Origin of the sequence: Flavobacterium cyanobacteriorum (assembly GCF_002251835.1) — a bacterium.
Taxonomy (GTDB): Bacteria; Bacteroidota; Bacteroidia; order Flavobacteriales; family Flavobacteriaceae; genus Flavobacterium; species Flavobacterium cyanobacteriorum.
In genome coordinates this window covers 1-17,914 of the sequence record NZ_NOXV01000260.1, presented here as the reverse complement: position 1 = coordinate 17,914, position 17,914 = coordinate 1, and the positions used below count along the sequence as shown (strand labels likewise).

At 41.7% G+C, this 17,914-nt stretch carries 13 protein-coding genes and 1 pseudogene; 9 read left to right on the top strand and 5 right to left on the bottom strand.

Annotated elements, in window-relative coordinates; all coding sequences use genetic code 11:
- A pseudogene (locus CHU92_RS08925) lies at positions 1-431 on the bottom strand (hypothetical protein); the annotation flags it as partial.
- A 214-nt stretch (positions 432-645) separates the two neighbouring features.
- Between CHU92_RS08925 and gldJ the strand changes: the two are divergent.
- From gldJ to CHU92_RS08910, 3 genes are all read left to right on the top strand, one after another.
- Complete coding sequence (gldJ, locus tag CHU92_RS08920) at positions 646-2,313, top strand: gliding motility lipoprotein GldJ (RefSeq protein WP_094414742.1); 1,668 nt, start codon at positions 646-648, stop codon at positions 2,311-2,313.
- Positions 2,314-2,370: 57 nt separating this feature from the next.
- Positions 2,371-3,651 (top strand): UDP-N-acetylmuramoyl-tripeptide--D-alanyl-D-alanine ligase, encoded by a 1,281-nt coding sequence (locus CHU92_RS08915; RefSeq protein ID WP_094414740.1) that lies wholly within the window; start codon positions 2,371-2,373, stop codon positions 3,649-3,651.
- Positions 3,652-4,278: 627 nt separating this feature from the next.
- A complete protein-coding gene (locus CHU92_RS08910) occupies positions 4,279-5,622 on the top strand; it encodes a sigma-54-dependent transcriptional regulator (protein WP_094414738.1) in 1,344 nt (447 codons plus the stop codon).
- Here CHU92_RS08910 and CHU92_RS08905 read toward each other — a convergent pair.
- The 3 genes from CHU92_RS08905 to CHU92_RS08895 all read right to left on the bottom strand — a co-directional run bounded on the left by CHU92_RS08905 (position 5,619) and on the right by CHU92_RS08895 (position 10,014).
- The gene (locus CHU92_RS08905; RefSeq protein WP_094414736.1) at positions 5,619-8,024 is read right to left on the bottom strand and encodes an ATP-binding response regulator; all 2,406 of its coding nucleotides are present in this window, start codon (positions 8,022-8,024) and stop codon (positions 5,619-5,621) included. The two genes, CHU92_RS08910 and CHU92_RS08905, sit on opposite strands and share 4 nt — an antisense overlap.
- 72 nt (positions 8,025-8,096) lie before the next feature.
- Complete coding sequence (locus CHU92_RS08900; RefSeq protein ID WP_094414734.1) at positions 8,097-8,435, bottom strand: helix-turn-helix domain-containing protein; 339 nt, start codon at positions 8,433-8,435, stop codon at positions 8,097-8,099.
- 436 nt (positions 8,436-8,871) lie between these two features.
- Complete coding sequence (locus tag CHU92_RS08895; protein ID WP_094414732.1) at positions 8,872-10,014, bottom strand: acyl-CoA dehydrogenase; 1,143 nt, start codon at positions 10,012-10,014, stop codon at positions 8,872-8,874.
- Positions 10,015-10,101: 87 nt separating this feature from the next.
- Between CHU92_RS08895 and CHU92_RS08890 the strand changes: the two genes are divergently transcribed.
- On the top strand, positions 10,102-11,178 hold the full coding sequence (locus CHU92_RS08890; protein WP_094414730.1) for an anhydro-N-acetylmuramic acid kinase: 1,077 nt from the start codon (positions 10,102-10,104) through the stop codon (positions 11,176-11,178).
- On the opposite strand, the gene CHU92_RS08885 is transcribed toward CHU92_RS08890, so the two are convergent.
- Positions 11,175-11,849, bottom strand: a complete 675-nt coding sequence (locus CHU92_RS08885; RefSeq protein WP_094414728.1) for a response regulator — start codon at positions 11,847-11,849, stop codon at positions 11,175-11,177. The two genes, CHU92_RS08890 and CHU92_RS08885, sit on opposite strands and share 4 nt — an antisense overlap.
- A 97-nt stretch (positions 11,850-11,946) precedes the next feature.
- On the opposite strand from CHU92_RS08885, the gene CHU92_RS08880 reads away from it, so the two are divergent.
- The 5 genes from CHU92_RS08880 (at position 11,947) to CHU92_RS08865 (ending at position 17,793) form a co-directional block, all read left to right on the top strand.
- Positions 11,947-12,762 carry a LytR/AlgR family response regulator transcription factor gene (locus CHU92_RS08880; protein ID WP_094414726.1) on the top strand — a complete coding sequence of 272 codons (816 nt, stop codon included), beginning with the start codon at positions 11,947-11,949 and terminating at the stop codon, positions 12,760-12,762.
- A 203-nt stretch (positions 12,763-12,965) separates the two neighbouring features.
- Complete coding sequence (locus tag CHU92_RS15850) at positions 12,966-13,142, top strand: hypothetical protein (protein ID WP_165764625.1); 177 nt, start codon at positions 12,966-12,968, stop codon at positions 13,140-13,142.
- A gap of 59 nt (positions 13,143-13,201) precedes the next feature.
- On the top strand, positions 13,202-15,235 hold the full coding sequence (locus CHU92_RS08875) for an ATP-binding protein (protein ID WP_129583041.1): 2,034 nt from the start codon (positions 13,202-13,204) through the stop codon (positions 15,233-15,235).
- Positions 15,236-15,304: 69 nt separating this feature from the next.
- Complete coding sequence (locus tag CHU92_RS08870; RefSeq protein WP_094414721.1) at positions 15,305-16,531, top strand: Glu/Leu/Phe/Val dehydrogenase dimerization domain-containing protein; 1,227 nt, start codon at positions 15,305-15,307, stop codon at positions 16,529-16,531.
- Positions 16,532-16,578: 47 nt separating this feature from the next.
- A complete protein-coding gene (locus CHU92_RS08865; RefSeq protein WP_094414746.1) occupies positions 16,579-17,793 on the top strand; it encodes a bifunctional folylpolyglutamate synthase/dihydrofolate synthase in 1,215 nt (404 codons plus the stop codon).
- Positions 17,794-17,914: the final 121 nt, after the last annotated feature.

The following is a 17,914-nucleotide window of genomic DNA, read 5'->3' as shown; positions in this document are numbered from 1 at the left end:
GTGCCGAACCGGGTCAGGGTAAGCTCACCTGTATATTCTGCACTGGTTTCTGGTGAAAAATAATCGTCAGTAGAAAAACTAAAAATCGCTTTTCCGGTAAGATTACCATCTGTTTCCTGCAAAAGTGTATACGTCTGACCTTCCTCAAATACAACATTTTCTGAAATCAGAACTATGCTCCATGGGGTATTGGTTCGTTTATAATCTTCATCTATACCACCTATACCAAAATAATATTTTCCGTCAATAAGTTGGTAATAGCAGTTAAAGTCCCTGGTGCGGTCTATAAACGTTTTGCCGTTTATCTTGCAGGCAAAAACCCCGGCACCGGTTGTGGTGGCAGCCGGCAGCGGATCATTGCTGTCATCATCGTCCTTACTGCACCCTGATAAAAGCAGTACTAACGCAAAGGTGACTAGTAGTGGTTTCATTTTAATTGGATTTATGCGAAGCTAACAAATAACTGTCAATCAGGAACAAACACTATAAAATTTAAAAATTTAATATTATTCAGAATACANAATGGTTAAGTTTGATAGTGTTAAATTTTATTTAGGACAGGATTGTTAAAAAATTAAAAAACGTGTTGCGGTTTAATGGTTAATTATTATATTGCGCCACAAAAATTTTATTACCTCAGGAAGTATGAAAGTTAACAAAATTATGGCTTTAAAACTGATGCTGGCACTTGCAGTAGCAGTTGGTTTTACTAGTTGTAGTAAAAAAGGGTCTGGCGGTTCTGCGGCAACAGGCTGGAAGATTAATGATAAGAAAGGCGGTTTCCAGTACAACTCCAAATTCAAGAAGCAGCAGGCTGCCCCTGGGCTTGTTGAAGTAGAAGGCGGCACCTACACTATGGGCCGCGTTCAGGACGATGTAATGCATGACTGGAATAACACACCTACACAACAGCACGTCCAGTCTTTTTTCATGGATGAAACTGAGGTTACCAACATGATGTACATGGAATACCTTGACTGGCTGAAAAGGGTTTTCCCGCCTACAGAGGAAAACTATAAGAACATCTATGTCGGGGCCCTGCCTGATACCCTTGTATGGAGAAGTGCATTGGGTTATAATGAAACCATGACAAACAACTACTTAAGGCATCCGGCCTACGGTACCTACCCTGTAGTTGGTGTTAACTGGATTCAGGCGGTTGAGTTTGCTAAATGGAGGACTGACCGTGTAAACGAAGGTGTCCTTGAAAAAGAAGGCTATCTTAAAAAAGATGCTAAGTTAGTTGATGTTACTGCCGAAAGCACCTTTAATACCGAAGCTTACCTTGAAAGTCCAAGTAAATCTTACGGCGGTAATGAAGAAATAGTACTCAAAGGCCCAAGAAATAAACTTGCCAATAAAGAAGATGCGAAAGGAGTATACGCGCAAAGGACATCGGGCCTAATTTTGCCCGAGTATAGGCTTCCAACCGAAGCCGAATGGGAATATGCAGCCGTGGCGCTGGTAGGCAACCGTGAATATAATGTTTATAAAGGAAATAAAAAATACCCATGGAAAGGCCAGTATACCCGTAATTCAAAAAGGCAAAACAGGGGTGACCAGTTAGCCAACTTCAAGCAGGGTAAAGGTGACTATGGCGGAATCGCAGGATGGTCTGATGATAATGCAGACATTACCTCACCGGCAAAATCATACCCGCCAAACGACTTCGGCCTGTATGATATGGCTGGTAACGTAGCCGAGTGGGTTGCTGATGTCTATCGCCCAATTGTAGACGATGAGGCTAATGACTTTAACTACTACAGGGGTAATGTGTACATGAAAAATAAAATCGGAGATGACGGAAGGGCCGAACTTGTAACCGCTGAAACTATCGAATACGACACACTTTCAAACGGCCGCATACAGTACAGGAACCTTCCCGGACAAATTGCCCAGACGCAGGTTACCGACGAAGACACATACTTAAGGCAGAACTATACCAAGAGTGACAACAGGAACTACAGGGATGGTGACAGGCAGTCTACACGTTATTACAACTATGGTGGCACCGAAGAGGAGGCCGCGGCTGCTGATGCCAAGAAAAGAATGTATGAGTCCCCTAAGCACCTGGTATCTAAAGACAGCCTTGGCAATATGATACGTAAATATGACACCTCATCAAAAAGGACTACGCTCATAAATGACAATGTAAGGGTTTACAAAGGCGGTTCCTGGAGGGACAGGGCTTACTGGCTCGATCCTGCTCAAAGGAGATACTTCCCGCAGGATATGGCTACTGACTATATAGGATTCAGGTGTGCCATGTCTAAAGTTGGCCCTAAATCAAAAAAGAAAAAAGCAAGGAACTAATTCTTGAGAATAATTATAATAAAAGCCCTATATTAGGGCTTTTATTTTTTATAACCCATGACTACCGAAGCACTATACCAACACTTCCTTACCTGTACATCAATATCCACTGATACCCGCAAAATAGAACCCGGCTCCATGTTCTTTGCCCTTAAGGGAGACCATTTTGACGCCAACACCTTTGCGAAGGAAGCCTTGGCAAAGGGAGCAGCCTTTGTAGTTATTGATAATCCGGATTATTACGAAAACGACAAAATGCTGCTTGTAAACAATAGCCTTGAAGCGCTTCAGCAGCTGGCAAACTTCCACCGGAAACAACTGGGGCTGCCAATAATAGCACTAACCGGCAGCAACGGCAAAACCACAACTAAGGAACTTATCTATGCGGTACTTTCCAGTAAATATATTACCCGGGCAACACAGGGCAACCTCAACAATCACATTGGTGTACCACTCACCCTGCTTTCATTTACAAAAAATACCGAAGTAGGCATTGTGGAAATGGGAGCAAACCACCAGCGGGAAATAGCCATGCTTTGCCGCATCACTGAGCCTAATTTTGGCTATATAACAAATTTTGGCAAGGCTCACCTTGAGGGCTTCGGAGGTATTGAAGGTGTTATAAAAGGCAAAAGCGAATTGTATGACTACCTCTCCGAAAATATAAAAACTGCATTTGTAAACCTGGACGACCCCTTACAAAAAGAAAAAACCCAAAACCTCTCAAGATATACTTTCGCAACCGGAACCTATAACTGTGACGTAAGGATTGAAAGTACCGGTGCAGGGCCTATGGCCCAGGTTGGGTACAATGGCCTGCTCATAAAATCAAAACTGATTGGAAAATACAATATAACCAATATAAGCGCGGCTATAACAATAGGCAACTATTTCAAAGTAAGTGACCGCAAAATCAAAGAGGCTATTGAAAGTTATGTGCCTGCGAACAACAGGTCCCAGATTATTGAGAAGGGAAACAAACGCATTATCCTTGATGCCTATAATGCCAATCCAAGCAGCATGGCGGCAGCTATAGACAATTTTTCGTTGCTTCAGGAAAATCCTAAAATAGCTCTATTGGGAGACATGTTTGAACTGGGGCCGGAAAGTAATTACGAACACAGCCGGATTATAGATATAATGTCTGAGAAAAAAGAAATTAGCACATACTTCATTGGCAAAGACTTCTACCAAGCGAAAACAGAAAAGCCCAATCTCCATTTTTACAATGATTATGAGGCTTTTACAGCTTCATTTTCCGGAGCGCCTGACAACGCCGCCATATTAATCAAAGGATCGCGCGGTATGGCACTGGAAAGGGCGCTCGAACTTCTCTGAGGCCGCACTTCCCGGTCCGTCAACAGTATATTAGCGGCAGCCATGGCCGCTATACCCGCATGAAATGCCATAGTACGCTTATCAGCTCTTACCTTTTCACGCACAAAATCCATAAGTAACATCCCAAACTGGCATAAATCTACATTACACCGCGGGATATTTTTTATGATCAGGAGCAGCTATCTCATGGCATATCTATATACACCTGTCCCGCTGTCAGCTCTATCTCCCCGCCGCCATAAGCGGGGCGGCGGGGAGGATGCCGCTTCCATCGGGGCTAAAGGGAGAGGGCACTGCCTGGCCTGTTGTTTTCAGTTTTTTAAAACAGGACATGTAGAATTTTCTACAGCTATATGTAGAAGTTCTACAAAAACAGCATCAGCAAACTTCCGCGACTTTGCCTATTACTGTTTAATAATCAGTTAATTACAAACAAAGATTTATCACAATCACTTTGGCACAATTATTTCAACCAATATAATATGAGGTAGTTTAAACATATATAGTAAGGTGATTAGGAGAATTTAAAGTTCTCCGGCTCAAGGAGATGTTTTACATCTCCTTTTGTTTTTTATTAACATTATGGCTATTGCAAAAGGTTTAATTTTGTAGCTATACTGCTAAAAAATGAGTACCAGGGTATTGGTTGTTGATGATGACACCACTTTTTGCATTATGCTAAAAACGTTTCTTCAAAAGAAAGGTTTTGACGCGATAAATGCTTTTAACATGCAGGAAGCCGAAGAAGCCATACAGCAACAGTTTTTTGATGTTATAATTACTGATATACGGCTTCCGGACAGTGACGGGCTACAGATACTAAAATTAATCAAAGAAAAGTCTTTGGCCACACAGGTAATCTTAATGACAGGCTACACGGATATAAAAACAGCTGTGAATGCCATGAAGCAGGGCGCATTTGATTATGTAGGAAAGCCGATAAATCCAGATGAGATACTGCATACCGTGAACCAGGCCATAAAAAAACAAGCCATAAAAAATATTAACCCGCCCGGGCATAGAAGCCAGGAAGAACCAAAAGCTGAAAATTTGCCATTTATAAAAGGTACAGGCATTGACTCTGCCAGGCTGCATGAGCACATAAAACTAGTAGCACCAACGGGTATGTCCGTACTCATCATCGGTGACAGCGGAACAGGCAAAGAATACATAGCACACTCGATACACATACAAAGCAAGAGGGCTGCTAAGCCATATATTCCTGTAGATTGCGGTGCTATACCGAAGGAATTGGCTTCCAGTGAATTTTTTGGACATGTAAAAGGATCTTTTACCGGCGCGGTAACCGACAAAACCGGCCATTTTGAAGCCGCCAATGGTGGCACAATATTCCTAGATGAAGTAGGAAACCTTCCTTATGAAGTACAGGTGCAGCTGCTAAGGGCACTGCAGGAGCGAAAAATAAAACCGGTGGGAAGCAGCCAGGAAATCCAGGTGGACATCAGGGTAATTGCCGCTACAAACGAAGACCTTGCCGAAGCCGTAAAAAAAGGCGAGTTTAGAGAAGACCTGTACCACAGGCTCAACGAATTTTGCGTTAAGGTGCCTCGCCTTGCGGAAAGAAAACAGGATATAATGATTTTTGCCAACCATTTCCTCGCAATGGCAAATAATGAACTTGAAAAGGAAGTTGAAGGCTTTGAACAGGATGTGATCCGGCTTTTTAAAACCTACGAATGGCCGGGCAACCTCAGGGAAATGAAGAATATCATAAAACGTTCCGTACTGCTGGCCAAATCTTCCATTATAAGCCTTGATTTGCTACCTGCGGAAATGATTGAAGCGCCAGCAGGCAATAATGCTATATCCTACACAAAAGATAATGAAGAGCAGGCCATAAAGAGCGCACTTGAAAAAGCCAATTATAATAAATCTAAAGCTGCAAAGCTGCTTGATATTGACAGGAAAACGCTTTACAACAAATTAAAGCTATACAACATTGAGCTTTAGGTAATTTCTAAAGTGAGTTTTTCTATGAGTACCGCCACACGCATACGGATGTCATCTATATACGCCTCCAGGTCGTGGTTTTGCATGGTAAGGGTCATCTCTTCAAGAGGCATCAGTAAATCGGCAATAGTATGTATTTCCATCTGCTTCAGCATAGGTATCATTTTATGCGCTGTTTCAGCAAGGGACTGAACATCGTTATTTTGTGCGGCAGCAGCAAGAACACGGCAGTTTTCTTCAGCACTTTTTATAAATGTGCGTAGAATAGTATTTAGCGACGCCGGATCATTATTGGTAAAACCAGACAGGCTCTTCAGGCTATAAAGTGGCCTGGGAACTATAAGCGGTGCCTGATGTGCTTCCTCATAAGCTGTATTGCCAAAAACCTTTGAAATCAAAAGTACAAGGCCCTCCACCTGAACCGGTTTTGGATGATGTGCCGTAAATCCTTTCCCCGTGAAATCCGAAGCATGAAGGTCTCGCCGCCCGGAAAGCGCAATTACAGGCACATTTGCAACTACAGGATTATGATGTGACCTGATCTTTTCGATAAGTGCAAAGCCATCCAGAACCGGCATCTGTATATCAGTAATTACCAAATCAAAATTTTCTGCCTCTAGCAATGCAACAACTACGGCAGAATTTATTTCTGTATGTACCGATAAGGAATAAGCCGAGAGGAGCTCCTTAACCAGCATCAGCTGGACATTATCATCATCTACAACAAGAAGTTTCCTGCCCCTCAGGTAGCCAGCCAGGCCATTATCATAAAAAACATGCACCGCTTCAACTACATCAGCGTAAACAGCGGGTATCTGTATAGTAAATATAGAGCCCTGCCCTTCAGCGCTCTCCAGCCTTATCTTCCCTCCAAGAAGTTCCAGCATCTTTTTAGAAATAGTTAAGCCAAGGCCTGTCCCCCCAAACTTTTTCTCTATACCGGCGTGTGCCTGCGTAAATTCTTTAAAGACGTCATCATGCCGGTCTTTTGCAATACCTATACCGGTATCAAGCACCGACACATATATTGTGCCACTTTCCAGCCTTCCCGTGACCTCAACAGAGCCTTCACTCGTAAATTTTATAGCATTGCTGATTAAGTTTGTGAGTACCTGTCGTATCCGGTAAGGGTCCGAAAGAAAAACTGCATTAAGCTCTTCATCAATATCCCAGGTAAGTTCTATATTCTTATTTATGGCAATAGGTTCGAGCGTACGGCAGGTACTATCAATAAGGTGGCTGAAGTTGAAAGGCGACTGCTCAATTGTTATCCTGTTATTTTCCAGTTTTGAGAAATCAAGCAAATCATTTACCAGTTTCTGTATATAGCCTGCCGACTCCTTAATATTAGACAGGTACTGGCCCTGCTTAGCGTTTATGCCTGATGCCCTGAGCAGGTCATGAAAACCCAGTATGCTGCCCAGAGGGGTTTGCAGGTCGTGTGTCACAGTGGCCATGAGCATTGACTTGCTCCGCAGCAGGTCTTCATTTTCCCTGTTTAATACCTCGAGCTGCTTCCGGTAATTTTGTTGGGATGTAAGATCCCTCACAATAATTACCGCAAAAACAATAAGCAGCAAAAAGGCCCCCGCTCCAACCCATGCTATAATTTCGGTAGTTTTGGATATCGCGGCCTGTGACCTGCGGATTTTGGCATAAGAATTTTGCAGGAATTCATTTTCCACCGCAGAAAGTATAGCCCTTAGCTTATCTGAAATAATACGGTTCTCTTCAAGTAATTTCTCTTCTTTTCGGGAAAGCTGGTTAATAACCCTTTTCTCTTTAGAAAGCAGGTCAGCCAGTACTTTGTCAAATGCGAGGGCAAGGGAATCGTTAGACACTGGTAGTTTGCTGAGGGAGTCGCGCTGTTGTGGTGTCAGCACAGCACTCACAAGTTCGTTCCACGGGTATTTTTTTGTTGTCTTTACAGGCTGTACCGTATTTTTTATGGAGTCTTTTACTATATATATCCCACTGATAGCCCTGCGCAAAGTATTATTTTTTGCGGTGGTGTTACGGTATTTTATAATTTCTGCGGTACTTTTCCGTTTGCGTTGCAGCAGTAGTTTTATCGAATCAAATTTTGGCCGCTGGTTTTCCTCAACATTATCCCTTATACTTTTAATTTCAAGGTTAATACTGTCCAGAAGGACATTATAAGCCTTATAGTCTTTGCCTGACCCGGTGATGATGGCGCTGCGGCCGAGTGCTTCGGAAGCATAAAGGCCGGCAATAACATTGCTAATCTTTATTATCTGCTTATTATCCCAGTCAGCCTGGCTTATACGGGAAATTTTTACAATCTCATCATAAACAAACCATACAGAAATAACTGCTATTGAAAACAGGAGCAGGTAACCGGCGATAACTTTAGATTTTACAGCTCTTGGTTTTTGTACCATAAAATAAAGATACGCAATCTTTTATCTTTTTTAACGGCACATATACTGTTAAAGTAAAGCTAAAATACGGGATTAACTTTTAACCATGATCCTTAAAAAGCTGATTTCTTCTTTTAAATGCTGTATTTCAGACCGGAGGCTTTCAACAAGTATATCATAAACCTCTTTGTTCGCATGGCTGAAATTTTCGATGGGCCGGTCCTGGCCCTGCATAATATCGTTAAACAGGTAAGTAATACTTACATCGAGTATCCGTACAATTTTTAAAAGTTTTACTACATTAAGCCTCCTGTCATCTTTTTCTAGCCGGCCATAATTACTTTGTGTAACATCAAGCTGAAGGGCCATGGCCTCTTGTGTAATACCTTTAGATTCCCTAAGCTTTTTAATTCTCTGACCTATAACATTCATGGCTCAAAATGATTAAAATATAAATATGGTTTTAACTTGTTCTGTGTTATGGCTGTTTAAACAGGATAACATTGCCAACATTCACCCGATTGTTGATTGTTAACAGTTAACTGGTTTTGTTGCATAAAAGTATACAAGTGGCCGAAGGCCATAAAAACAAATTAAATATTTTCGACATAATGCCCTTTTTTATCGCCAAAAGACAAATAAAAAATAAATATTATTCTTTTTTTAGATAGTTATTTTTTGAATTAAAACCGTTGGGAAAAAAGCGTAATGTATAGCAGAATTATGAAAGGCTGTATAAGGAAAATCCGCCTACTTAATAATGAAGCTACCGTATAAAGAGCAGTAAATCATGAGAATTTAAAATTTATCTTTTAAAGCACACTGATTAAAGTAAAAAAAGAAGCCGGCTCTCGCTGGCCGGCTTTTTTTATTGTGAAAGTATCGCTCTTGATATTACTATTTTCTGTATTTCAGAAGTACCTTCATATATCTGGGTTATTTTGGCGTCACGCATCAGGCGTTCGACATGGTATTCCTTTACATAGCCATTACCGCCATGTACCTGAACGGCTTCTACTGTGGTATCCATAGCCACCTGCGAGGCATAGAGTTTAGCCATTGCGCCGCTTATATCATAATTCTGTCCATTATCCTTGTCCCATGCTGCTTTAAGGCAAAGGTGGCGGGCAGCCTCTATATGTACGGCCATATCAGCAAGTTTGAAAGCTATAGCCTGGTGATTGCATATTTCGGTACCAAATGCTTTTCGTTCCTTTGAGTATTTTAAAGCCAGTTCATATGCGCCGGAAGCAATGCCCAAAGCCTGTGCGGCAATACCAATCCTTCCTCCTGATAGTGTTTTCATGGCAAATTTAAACCCAAATCCGTCTTCTCCAATCCTGTTTTCCTTGGGCACCTTTACATCAGTAAACATCAGTGAGTGGGTGTCGGACCCGCGTATACCTAATTTTTGTTCCTTTGGCCCTATCTCAAAACCCGGCATCCCCTTTTCTATAATTAGTGCATTGATACCCTTATGCCTTTTTTCAACATCGGTCTGGGCTATTACAAGGTAAATATCTGCCGTACTGCCATTCGTTATCCAGTTTTTAGTACCATTGAGCAGGTAATATTCACCTTTGTCAATTGCTGTGGTTTTCTGGGAAGTAGCATCACTGCCGGCTTCAGGCTCTGAGAGGCAGAATGCGCCAATGATTTCACCTGTGGCAAGGCGGGTTAGGTATTTTTGTTTTTGCTCTTCCGTACCAAAGGTCTGAAGCCCCCAGCACACCAGGGAATTGTTAACTGACATAACTACTGAAGCTGAAGCATCAATCTTTGATATCTCTTCCATGGCAAGCACATAAGAGATGGTATCAAGGCCGCTGCCGCCGTATTTCGGGTCGACCATCATCCCCATAAAACCCAGTTCGCCCATTTTCTTTATCTGCTCCCTGGGGAATTCCTGCTTTTCATCTCTTTCTATAACTCCCGGCAACAGTTCTGCCTGCGCAAAATCCCTGGCTGCCGCCTGTATCATCAGATGTTCTTCCGTAAGTTTAAAATCCATATTAACTGATTAAATTTTTTGTTTTAGTGCGTTCAAATGTAATTATTAATTGTCAATTTTCAATAGGAATATTTAATTTTAGCCCGTATGGAACAGCAAAACTATAACGTTATAGGAGTTATGTCGGGTACATCGCTCGATGGGGTTGATGTAGCCCATATTTCCTTGTTGCACAATAGGGGAAAATGGCAGTATAAAATCCATAAAGCCGAAACAATACCCTACACACCCGAATGGTCTGCTAGGCTGAGGAAAGCTGTTGAACTACAGGGCCCGGCATTAAGCGCCCTTAACGAAGATTACACAACACTCCTGGCCGGTTTTATTAATAGCTTCATGAGCCGAAATAAGATAAGTATTATTGACGCAATTTGTTCGCACGGGCATACGGTACTGCACCAGCCACATGACAAAATCACGCTCCAGATAGGCAATCTTCCGAAAATAAGCGCCCTTACCGGAAAAACCGTCGTGTGTGATTTTCGGGTGCAGGATGTAGCGCTGGGCGGACAGGGTGCGCCACTGGTTCCTATTGGCGACAGGCTGCTCTTCAGTAATTACGATTACTGCCTGAACCTGGGCGGCTTTTCTAATATTTCTTTTGAAGAAAATAGTACAAGGCTGGCATACGATATTTGCCCGGTAAATATAGTGCTTAACCGTTATGCAGAATCATTAGGCTATGCCTATGACGCCGGTGGATTGCTGGCCGCCGCAGGGGCTGTAAACGAAAGATTATTAGGGGAACTGAACAGCCTGCCATATTATAACGCGCCTTATCCGAAATCGTTAGGGCTTGAATTTGTTTTGGCTAATGTTTATCCCCTGACAGATAAATATTCTATTGCCCCCGCGGATATACTGGCAACTTTTACCCTGCATATAGCTCAGCAAATCAGCAGGAATATAGTAAGCCGCAGCCAAAGCGGCACATCTCTATTTATAACAGGTGGCGGGGCATATAATACCTATTTATTACAGCAGCTTAAACAATTGCTGCCGTATACGAAGATAATTGTACCCGATAACGACACCATAGAATACAAAGAAGCACTAATATTCGGGTTATTAGGGGTGCTGCGGCTTAGGAACGAGCATAATGCACTTGCCAGTGTCACGGGGGCGGCAAGAAACCATAGCTCCGGAAAAATTTTTACACCTTAAAGGATGCCGATTTTCCTTATGGCTTCTATCAGCTCATCATCATCACCTCCCCTGCCCTGTAACAAAAGGTTTTTCATCTGGGCTTTACGTTTTTCAATAGCGCTGAGCGTCAAAGGGACATAATTAGGTATATTCACAGTTTTTATTCCTTCTGAAAGGCGCATAAGTATCTGCTTGTCATAATTATCAAGCTTGTAGTTATCAAACACTTTTTCCTTTAAGGACTTTACAATTTTATGGCTCAGGTAGGTATCGCCGCTAAATATAATTTTGAAAGCATTGATAAATTCATCAATATCAATATCGCTCTTACATAATATTCCCTGTGGGTTTATTTCCTTAATAATCCTGTCTATCAGTGATGCTTCACTGTGCATGGTAAGTATAATAATGATACAATCCGGTATAGCTTTTCTTAGGAGGATACCAAGGTCGAGCCCCGAAAAAATATTCTTTTCGGCAAAAGGTGGCAGGCTGATGTCAAGATAAGCAATATCAAAAGGGCTGGCGCCTGCATTTGCGGTTATAAGGCTGTAAGCCTGTTCACAATCAAGTGCTTTGGTAAAGTTAAGTTCGTACCCTTCAAATTTTTCTTCAGAAAGCACATTAATGTATCCGTTAACAGTCATCGGATGATCATCAACAATCAGAATATTCAAATTTTCGGGCATAATACTACGTGTGCAAAAAGAAATTATAATTTTTACGCACGATGTAAAAATAGTAAATTTAAATTATTTATTTTGCTCAAAATAAATTTAATAGCAGTTGGCCCAGTTTCCTTATCTTATTGTAAGCAATAACGAGACGCATGCCGGTGAAATAAGTTCTTTCCTCGAGAATTTTCCTGACTTTATGCCTGTGGGCAATACCCTGAGTAATGAAAGCGCTGTTGATGCAATCCTTGAATTTAACCCTTCCCTTGTTGTACTTGATATCAGCATTTCAAAAAAAAATAATGTCAGCCTGGCATTAATCAGCGTATTACACCAGTACATGAACCAGCTGCCCCAATTTATAATTGTGGCCGATGATGACAAACAGGCCCTCGAGGCGCTTAAAGCAGGCGCGCTTGATTATATGGTAAGGCCTCTTGATAAGGCCGAGCTTCGCCGGGCTTTATTCAAATTCAGGAAATACAATCACTACATGTACCAGCAGATACGTGAAAATCATGTACCACTGCCGGCCGGAGAAAATACAACTGATGAAAGAGCGCCTAATGAAACACAGCGCTCAGAGGTAGATATACAAATATGTATAAAATCTTATGGCGACTACCAGTTTATATCGCTCAAAGATGTAGTATATCTTGAAGCGGACAATAATACTACTGATTTTTACCTGGTTAATGGTAAAAAACTTTCCGCGTATAAAACCTTAAAACATTACGAAAACAATCTGCCATCGTTTTTTTATCGTATCCATAACAGCTATATCGTTAACAGCATTTTTGTATCCCGTATAAATACCGGCAAACAGTTGTGCTACCTGAACAATAATGAAGTATCGGTACCCTTTTCCAAAACATTTAAAGAAAGTATTGATACAATTATTCGCACAATAGCACCCGAATATTTATAAATTGTATATTACCCTGCAAAAGTAGCCATACACTCACAAATGGGTACATTCCACTAAACCCCCCGCCATACATAGCGCCAGATTGAAGCACCGGTGTAACTTTGTAAGGCATAAAATTCAAAGCCTGTCTGGAATATTTAAAATATAACTAAACCGGCCAGTTAAAAAACAAATAAGAACATCTAATAAAAAATCAACTACCCATGAAAAAAATTATCCTTACTTTATGCCTTGTTGCTACATTTAGCACTGCATTTGTATCCTGCTCTACTGACGACAGCGGACTTGAAAATGACACAAACGCTACAGAAATCAGAGCAACGCCATCTGTATTAGATAACGGCAACAGAGACCTTCCTAAGCCGCCGCAAAGAGTTTGATGTAACGAAATAAATAATTATTTTTGAGGCGGTAGTGATTCACTACCGCCTCAAAAATTTTGAACCAGCACATAAAAATAGTATCCATAATAGCCGTTTCGCTTTGTGCCCTTTCATGCAAGGACAAAGATAAACATGCAAATACTTCTGGAGAATTTAATACGATACTACAAAAAGTCCGAAATAAAAGTATTCCCGATTCGCTTCAGGTCAAATACCTCGACTCTGCCTTTGTAGTCATTAAAAAAAATCCTAATGATACTTTAACCCGACATTCTCTTTTGTATATATCGGGGACTTTTTACAATAAGAATTTACATAATAAGGCAATCAATACCAGCAAATACCTGTATGATCTAAGTCTTAGAGCCAAAGATTCATCCAATATGGCACGTGCATTATATATTTCTGCTGATGCTTATTATGCCAAAGACAATAAAGACAGCGCTTTTTACCAGTATTCGCAATCTGAAAAAATATACAGAAAGATTAATAATTTTGGCCGCGTGGGTGAAGTGGTGCTTTATAAATCTTATATATACTATGATATAGGCGAATATGAGCTTTGTGAAAATGAAGCCTTTAAGGCGCTTCAGTTATTGCAAAAGGAAAACAGGGTACAGGATGTCTATTACGCTTATAACCTTATTGCGCTGGCGCTTGAGGGGCAGGATAATAACAATGAGGCACTAAAATATTATGAAAAAGCATTGTCCCAGCTTCAAGAATTTAAAGAACAAGGAATTGCAAACACAGAATTAAGAACTTATAACGCATCGTGCCATAATAATATTGGCTGCGTTTACTTAAAGTTAGGTAATTATTCAAAGGCAATAGCAATTTTTAACGAAGCTATATCATCGATAAATATTAAAAAGGAAAAACCTGAATTATACGCAAAGCTGCTTAATAACCTTGCGTATGCCAAATTTAAATCGGGAGATAACACTGAGCTGCCGGGGCTTTTCTATAAAGCCTTAAAAGTAAGGGGAAATATAGGCGACCAGTCCGGTGTGGTGGCCAGTAACCTGTACCTGGGCGAATATTTCGCTAAATTAAAAGATACCACAAAAGCTTTAATGCACCTTAAGCCGGCATACGATGAAGCAACAAAAATCAAAAGCCACGTAGAAGTCCTTGCCGCACTAAAACTGCTTACTACCGTTGACCCTGCCAACAGCCCGGCATATTCATCTGAATATTACAAAGTAAATGAAGAACTGCAAAAAGCGGCTAAAAAAGCGCGGGGGCGCTTTGCCAGGATAGCTTACGAAACCGACCGGCTCGAGTTTGAAAAAGAGGCGCTTGTGAAAAAGAACAGCTTTATTATTGGGGTATCGGCTGTATCATTACTTTTTGTCGCCGCGATATTTAGTATCTATTACCTTAATTCAAGAAACAAGAAACTATTACTGATACAGCAACAGCAAAAAGCCAGTGAAGAAATCTACCAGCTGATGTTTGAGCAGCAATCTAAAGTAGAGGCCGCACGACGCGATGAAAAGAACAGGATTGCGATGGAACTGCATGACGGCATCCTTAACAATATATACGCAGTAAGGCTCAACCTCGAATTTATTAATAAAAAATTAGACGAGGAGTCGGTAGAAAAGCGGAAGAATTATATAAAAGAGCTTCAGAAAGTAGAAACAGAAATCCGGGGCGTATCGCACGACCTGAGCAGGAGCGCCATGTTCAGTGGCGACAAGAGTTTCAAATCGCTGCTTGAATTCATGATAAACTCCCAAAAAAACAGTTTTAACACAAGTTTTAACCTCACCATAGACCCAGATATAGACTGGGAGGCACTAACAGATGTGGTAAAAGTAAATGTGTACAGGATTATACAGGAAGCCCTCCAGAACATTAACAAATATTCAAAAGCAGATAATGCCTATATAAGGGTCAGTAAAGACGGGAATACTGTTTCTGTAAAAGTTACCGATGACGGGGTAGGTTTTGAACCCACAAAAGCCAGGGATGGTATTGGCATAAAAAATCTCCGCAAAAGGGCCTCTTTACTCAATGGCAACTTAAATATTGACTCTGCGCCCGGCAAAGGCTCTACCGTAGAGGTTTCTTTCAGCATATAATACCTTAAAATAAAAACATTTCATCTATATGTTTTTATATTTGTGCAGATTTTGATAAAACACAACCAAATGAAAGATTTATTACAAAAATTTGAAAATAAACAACCTGAAATAGTATTCAACTGGAAAGACCCGGAAACAGAAGCCGAGGGATGGACAGTAATAAATTCACTAAGGGGCGGGGCTGCCGGAGGTGGGACTCGGATGCGCAAAGGGCTTGATGTAAATGAGGTGCTTTCGCTGGCTAAAACCATGGAAGTCAAGTTCACCGTTTCAGGCCCTGCTATTGGCGGGGCTAAGTCAGGCATCAACTTTGACCCTAATGATCCCCGGAAAAAAGGGGTATTGCAACGCTGGTACAAAGCCGTATCCCCACTGCTTAAAAGCTATTATGGTACCGGTGGCGACCTTAATGTGGATGAAATACATGAGGTAATCCCGATGACCGAGGACTGCGGGGTATGGCACCCGCAGGAAGGCGTGTTTACAGGCCATTTTAAACCCAGCGATGCCGATAAGATTAACCGCATAGGGCAACTGCGCCAGGGCGTGGTGAAGGTAATAGAGAACCCCGTTTTTTCACCGGATGTAAACCGCAAATATACGGTTGCCGATATGATAACCGGCTATGGTGTTGCTGAGGCTGTACGCCACTTTTATGATATATCCGGCGGATCAGCCAGGGGCAAAAGAGCTATAGTGCAGGGGTTCGGGAATGTAGGCTCGGCAGCGGCTTTTTACCTTTCTGAAATGGGGGTGAAAGTTGTGGGAATTATTGACCGTGAGGGCGGTGTTATCAGGAGGGAAGGTTTTACTTTTAATGAGATAAGGCAGTTTTTCCTGGACAAAGACGGCAATAAACTGGTTGCGGATAGTATGATACCTTTTGGCCAGGTAAATGAAGAAATATGGCGAACCGGCGCCGAAATTTTTGCCCCGTGCGCAGCATCAAGGCTGGTTACTCAGGAGCAAATTGACGATATGATACACTCAGGCCTTGAAGTGATTTCCTGCGGCGCCAATGTTCCTTTTGCTGACAAAGAGATTTTCTTCGGCCCCATCATGGAAGCCACTGACAGCAGGGTTAGCCTTATCCCTGATTTTATTTCAAATTGCGGCATGGCAAGGGTATTTGCTTATTTTATGGAGAAAAAAGTACAGATGACCGACGAAGCCATTTTCCAGGATACCTCTGGCACCATCAGGAAAGCAATTGAAAATATCTTTGCCAATAATAAAACCGGGATAAACCTGAGTTCTACTGCTTTTGAAATTGCCCTCAAACAACTGGTATAAAAAAACTTTAATATGATTTAATGGCGGTAGTAACTGCCATTTTTAATATGGATTATAAAGAAACTGTTGAGTGGATGTTCCGGCAGCTGCCGATGTACCAGCACCAGGGGGCATCAGCCTACAAGAAAGACCTGACAAATACCCTGCTTCTTACACAACACCTGGGCCATCCTGAAAAGAAACTGCGGATGGTACATGTAGCGGGCACCAATGGAAAAGGCTCTGTTTCTAATATGCTCGCGTCTGTATTTCAGCAGGCAGGATACAAAACAGGGCTTTATACCTCCCCGCATTTAAAAGATTTCAGGGAACGCATAAAAATAAACGGGCAGGACATACCTGAAGATTTTGTTTGCCGGTTTATATATAACAATAAACCTTTCTTTGAAAGCCGGAGCCTCAGTTTTTTTGAAATGACAGTTGGGCTCGCCTTTACATATTTCGCGGAAGAAAACGTTGACATTGCTGTTATTGAGACTGGGCTTGGGGGCAGGCTGGACTCTACTAACGTAATTATACCCGTACTTTCAGTTATAACAAATATTGGTATGGACCACATGCAGTTCCTCGGCAATACGCCTGAAGCTATTGCTGGCGAAAAAGCAGGCATTATTAAAGCGGGAATACCCGTAGTTATTGGTGAATATACCGAGGCTACACAACCCGTTTTTAATGCAAAGGCACAAGAAACAGGCTCCCCGATTTATTTTGCTTCCGATGAGGATCTGAAATTTTTTAAAAGCGACCTGAAGGGTGATTACCAGGAAAAGAACATAAAAACCGTACTAAAAGCGGTAAATGTCTTACAGGATATAGTTCCGGTAAGCGAAGAAGATATAAGGCAGGGGCTGCTAAATGTTGTGAAAAATACCGGTTTTGCCGGGCGTTGGCACCAAATACATAAAAACCCGGCAGCTATATGCGATACGGCCCATAACAGCCATGGCCTGAGTATTGTTATGGAGCAGGTAAAACGCCAGCAATTTGACAAACTGCACATTGTGTTTGGCGTGGTTAATGACAAAGACCTTGACAACATACTGCCTTTACTTCCCGTTTCCGCTGCCTATTATTTCTGCAGGCCTGATATACCCCGGGGGCTGGAGTCAGACGTCCTGAAAACCAAAGCTTCCGTTTATAAGCTTTATGGCAGTAGTTATAATTCAGCAAAAGAAGCTTATGCAGCTGCGCTTCAAAATGCCTCGCCTCATGATTTTGTATACATTGGCGGGAGTACATTTGTTGTCGCCGAAATTATATAAATTTTTAAAAGTTTATTTGCAATTAATAAAAAGTAGCCTATATTTGCACTCGCAATATGGGCGATTAGCTCAGTTGGTTCAGAGCATCTGGTTTACACCCAGAGGGTCGGGGGTTCGAATC

Excerpts from the sequence above, each read along its gene's own strand:
- CHU92_RS08870 (WP_094414721.1), top strand. The coding sequence starts at position 15,305 with ATGAAAGATTTATTACAAAAATTTGAAAATAAACAACCTGAAATAGTA.
- CHU92_RS08890 (WP_094414730.1), top strand. The coding sequence starts at position 10,102 with ATGGAACAGCAAAACTATAACGTTATAGGAGTTATGTCGGGTACATCG.
- CHU92_RS08865 (WP_094414746.1), top strand. The coding sequence starts at position 16,579 with ATGGATTATAAAGAAACTGTTGAGTGGATGTTCCGGCAGCTGCCGATG.
- CHU92_RS08905 (WP_094414736.1), bottom strand. The coding sequence starts at position 8,024 with ATGGTACAAAAACCAAGAGCTGTAAAATCTAAAGTTATCGCCGGTTAC.
- CHU92_RS08885 (WP_094414728.1), bottom strand. The coding sequence starts at position 11,849 with ATGCCCGAAAATTTGAATATTCTGATTGTTGATGATCATCCGATGACT.
- CHU92_RS15850 (WP_165764625.1), top strand. The coding sequence starts at position 12,966 with ATGAAAAAAATTATCCTTACTTTATGCCTTGTTGCTACATTTAGCACT.
- CHU92_RS08910 (WP_094414738.1), top strand. The coding sequence starts at position 4,279 with ATGAGTACCAGGGTATTGGTTGTTGATGATGACACCACTTTTTGCATT.
- gldJ (WP_094414742.1), top strand. The coding sequence starts at position 646 with ATGAAAGTTAACAAAATTATGGCTTTAAAACTGATGCTGGCACTTGCA.
- CHU92_RS08895 (WP_094414732.1), bottom strand. The coding sequence starts at position 10,014 with ATGGATTTTAAACTTACGGAAGAACATCTGATGATACAGGCGGCAGCC.
- CHU92_RS08915 (WP_094414740.1), top strand. The coding sequence starts at position 2,371 with ATGACTACCGAAGCACTATACCAACACTTCCTTACCTGTACATCAATA.
- CHU92_RS08900 (WP_094414734.1), bottom strand. The coding sequence starts at position 8,435 with ATGAATGTTATAGGTCAGAGAATTAAAAAGCTTAGGGAATCTAAAGGT.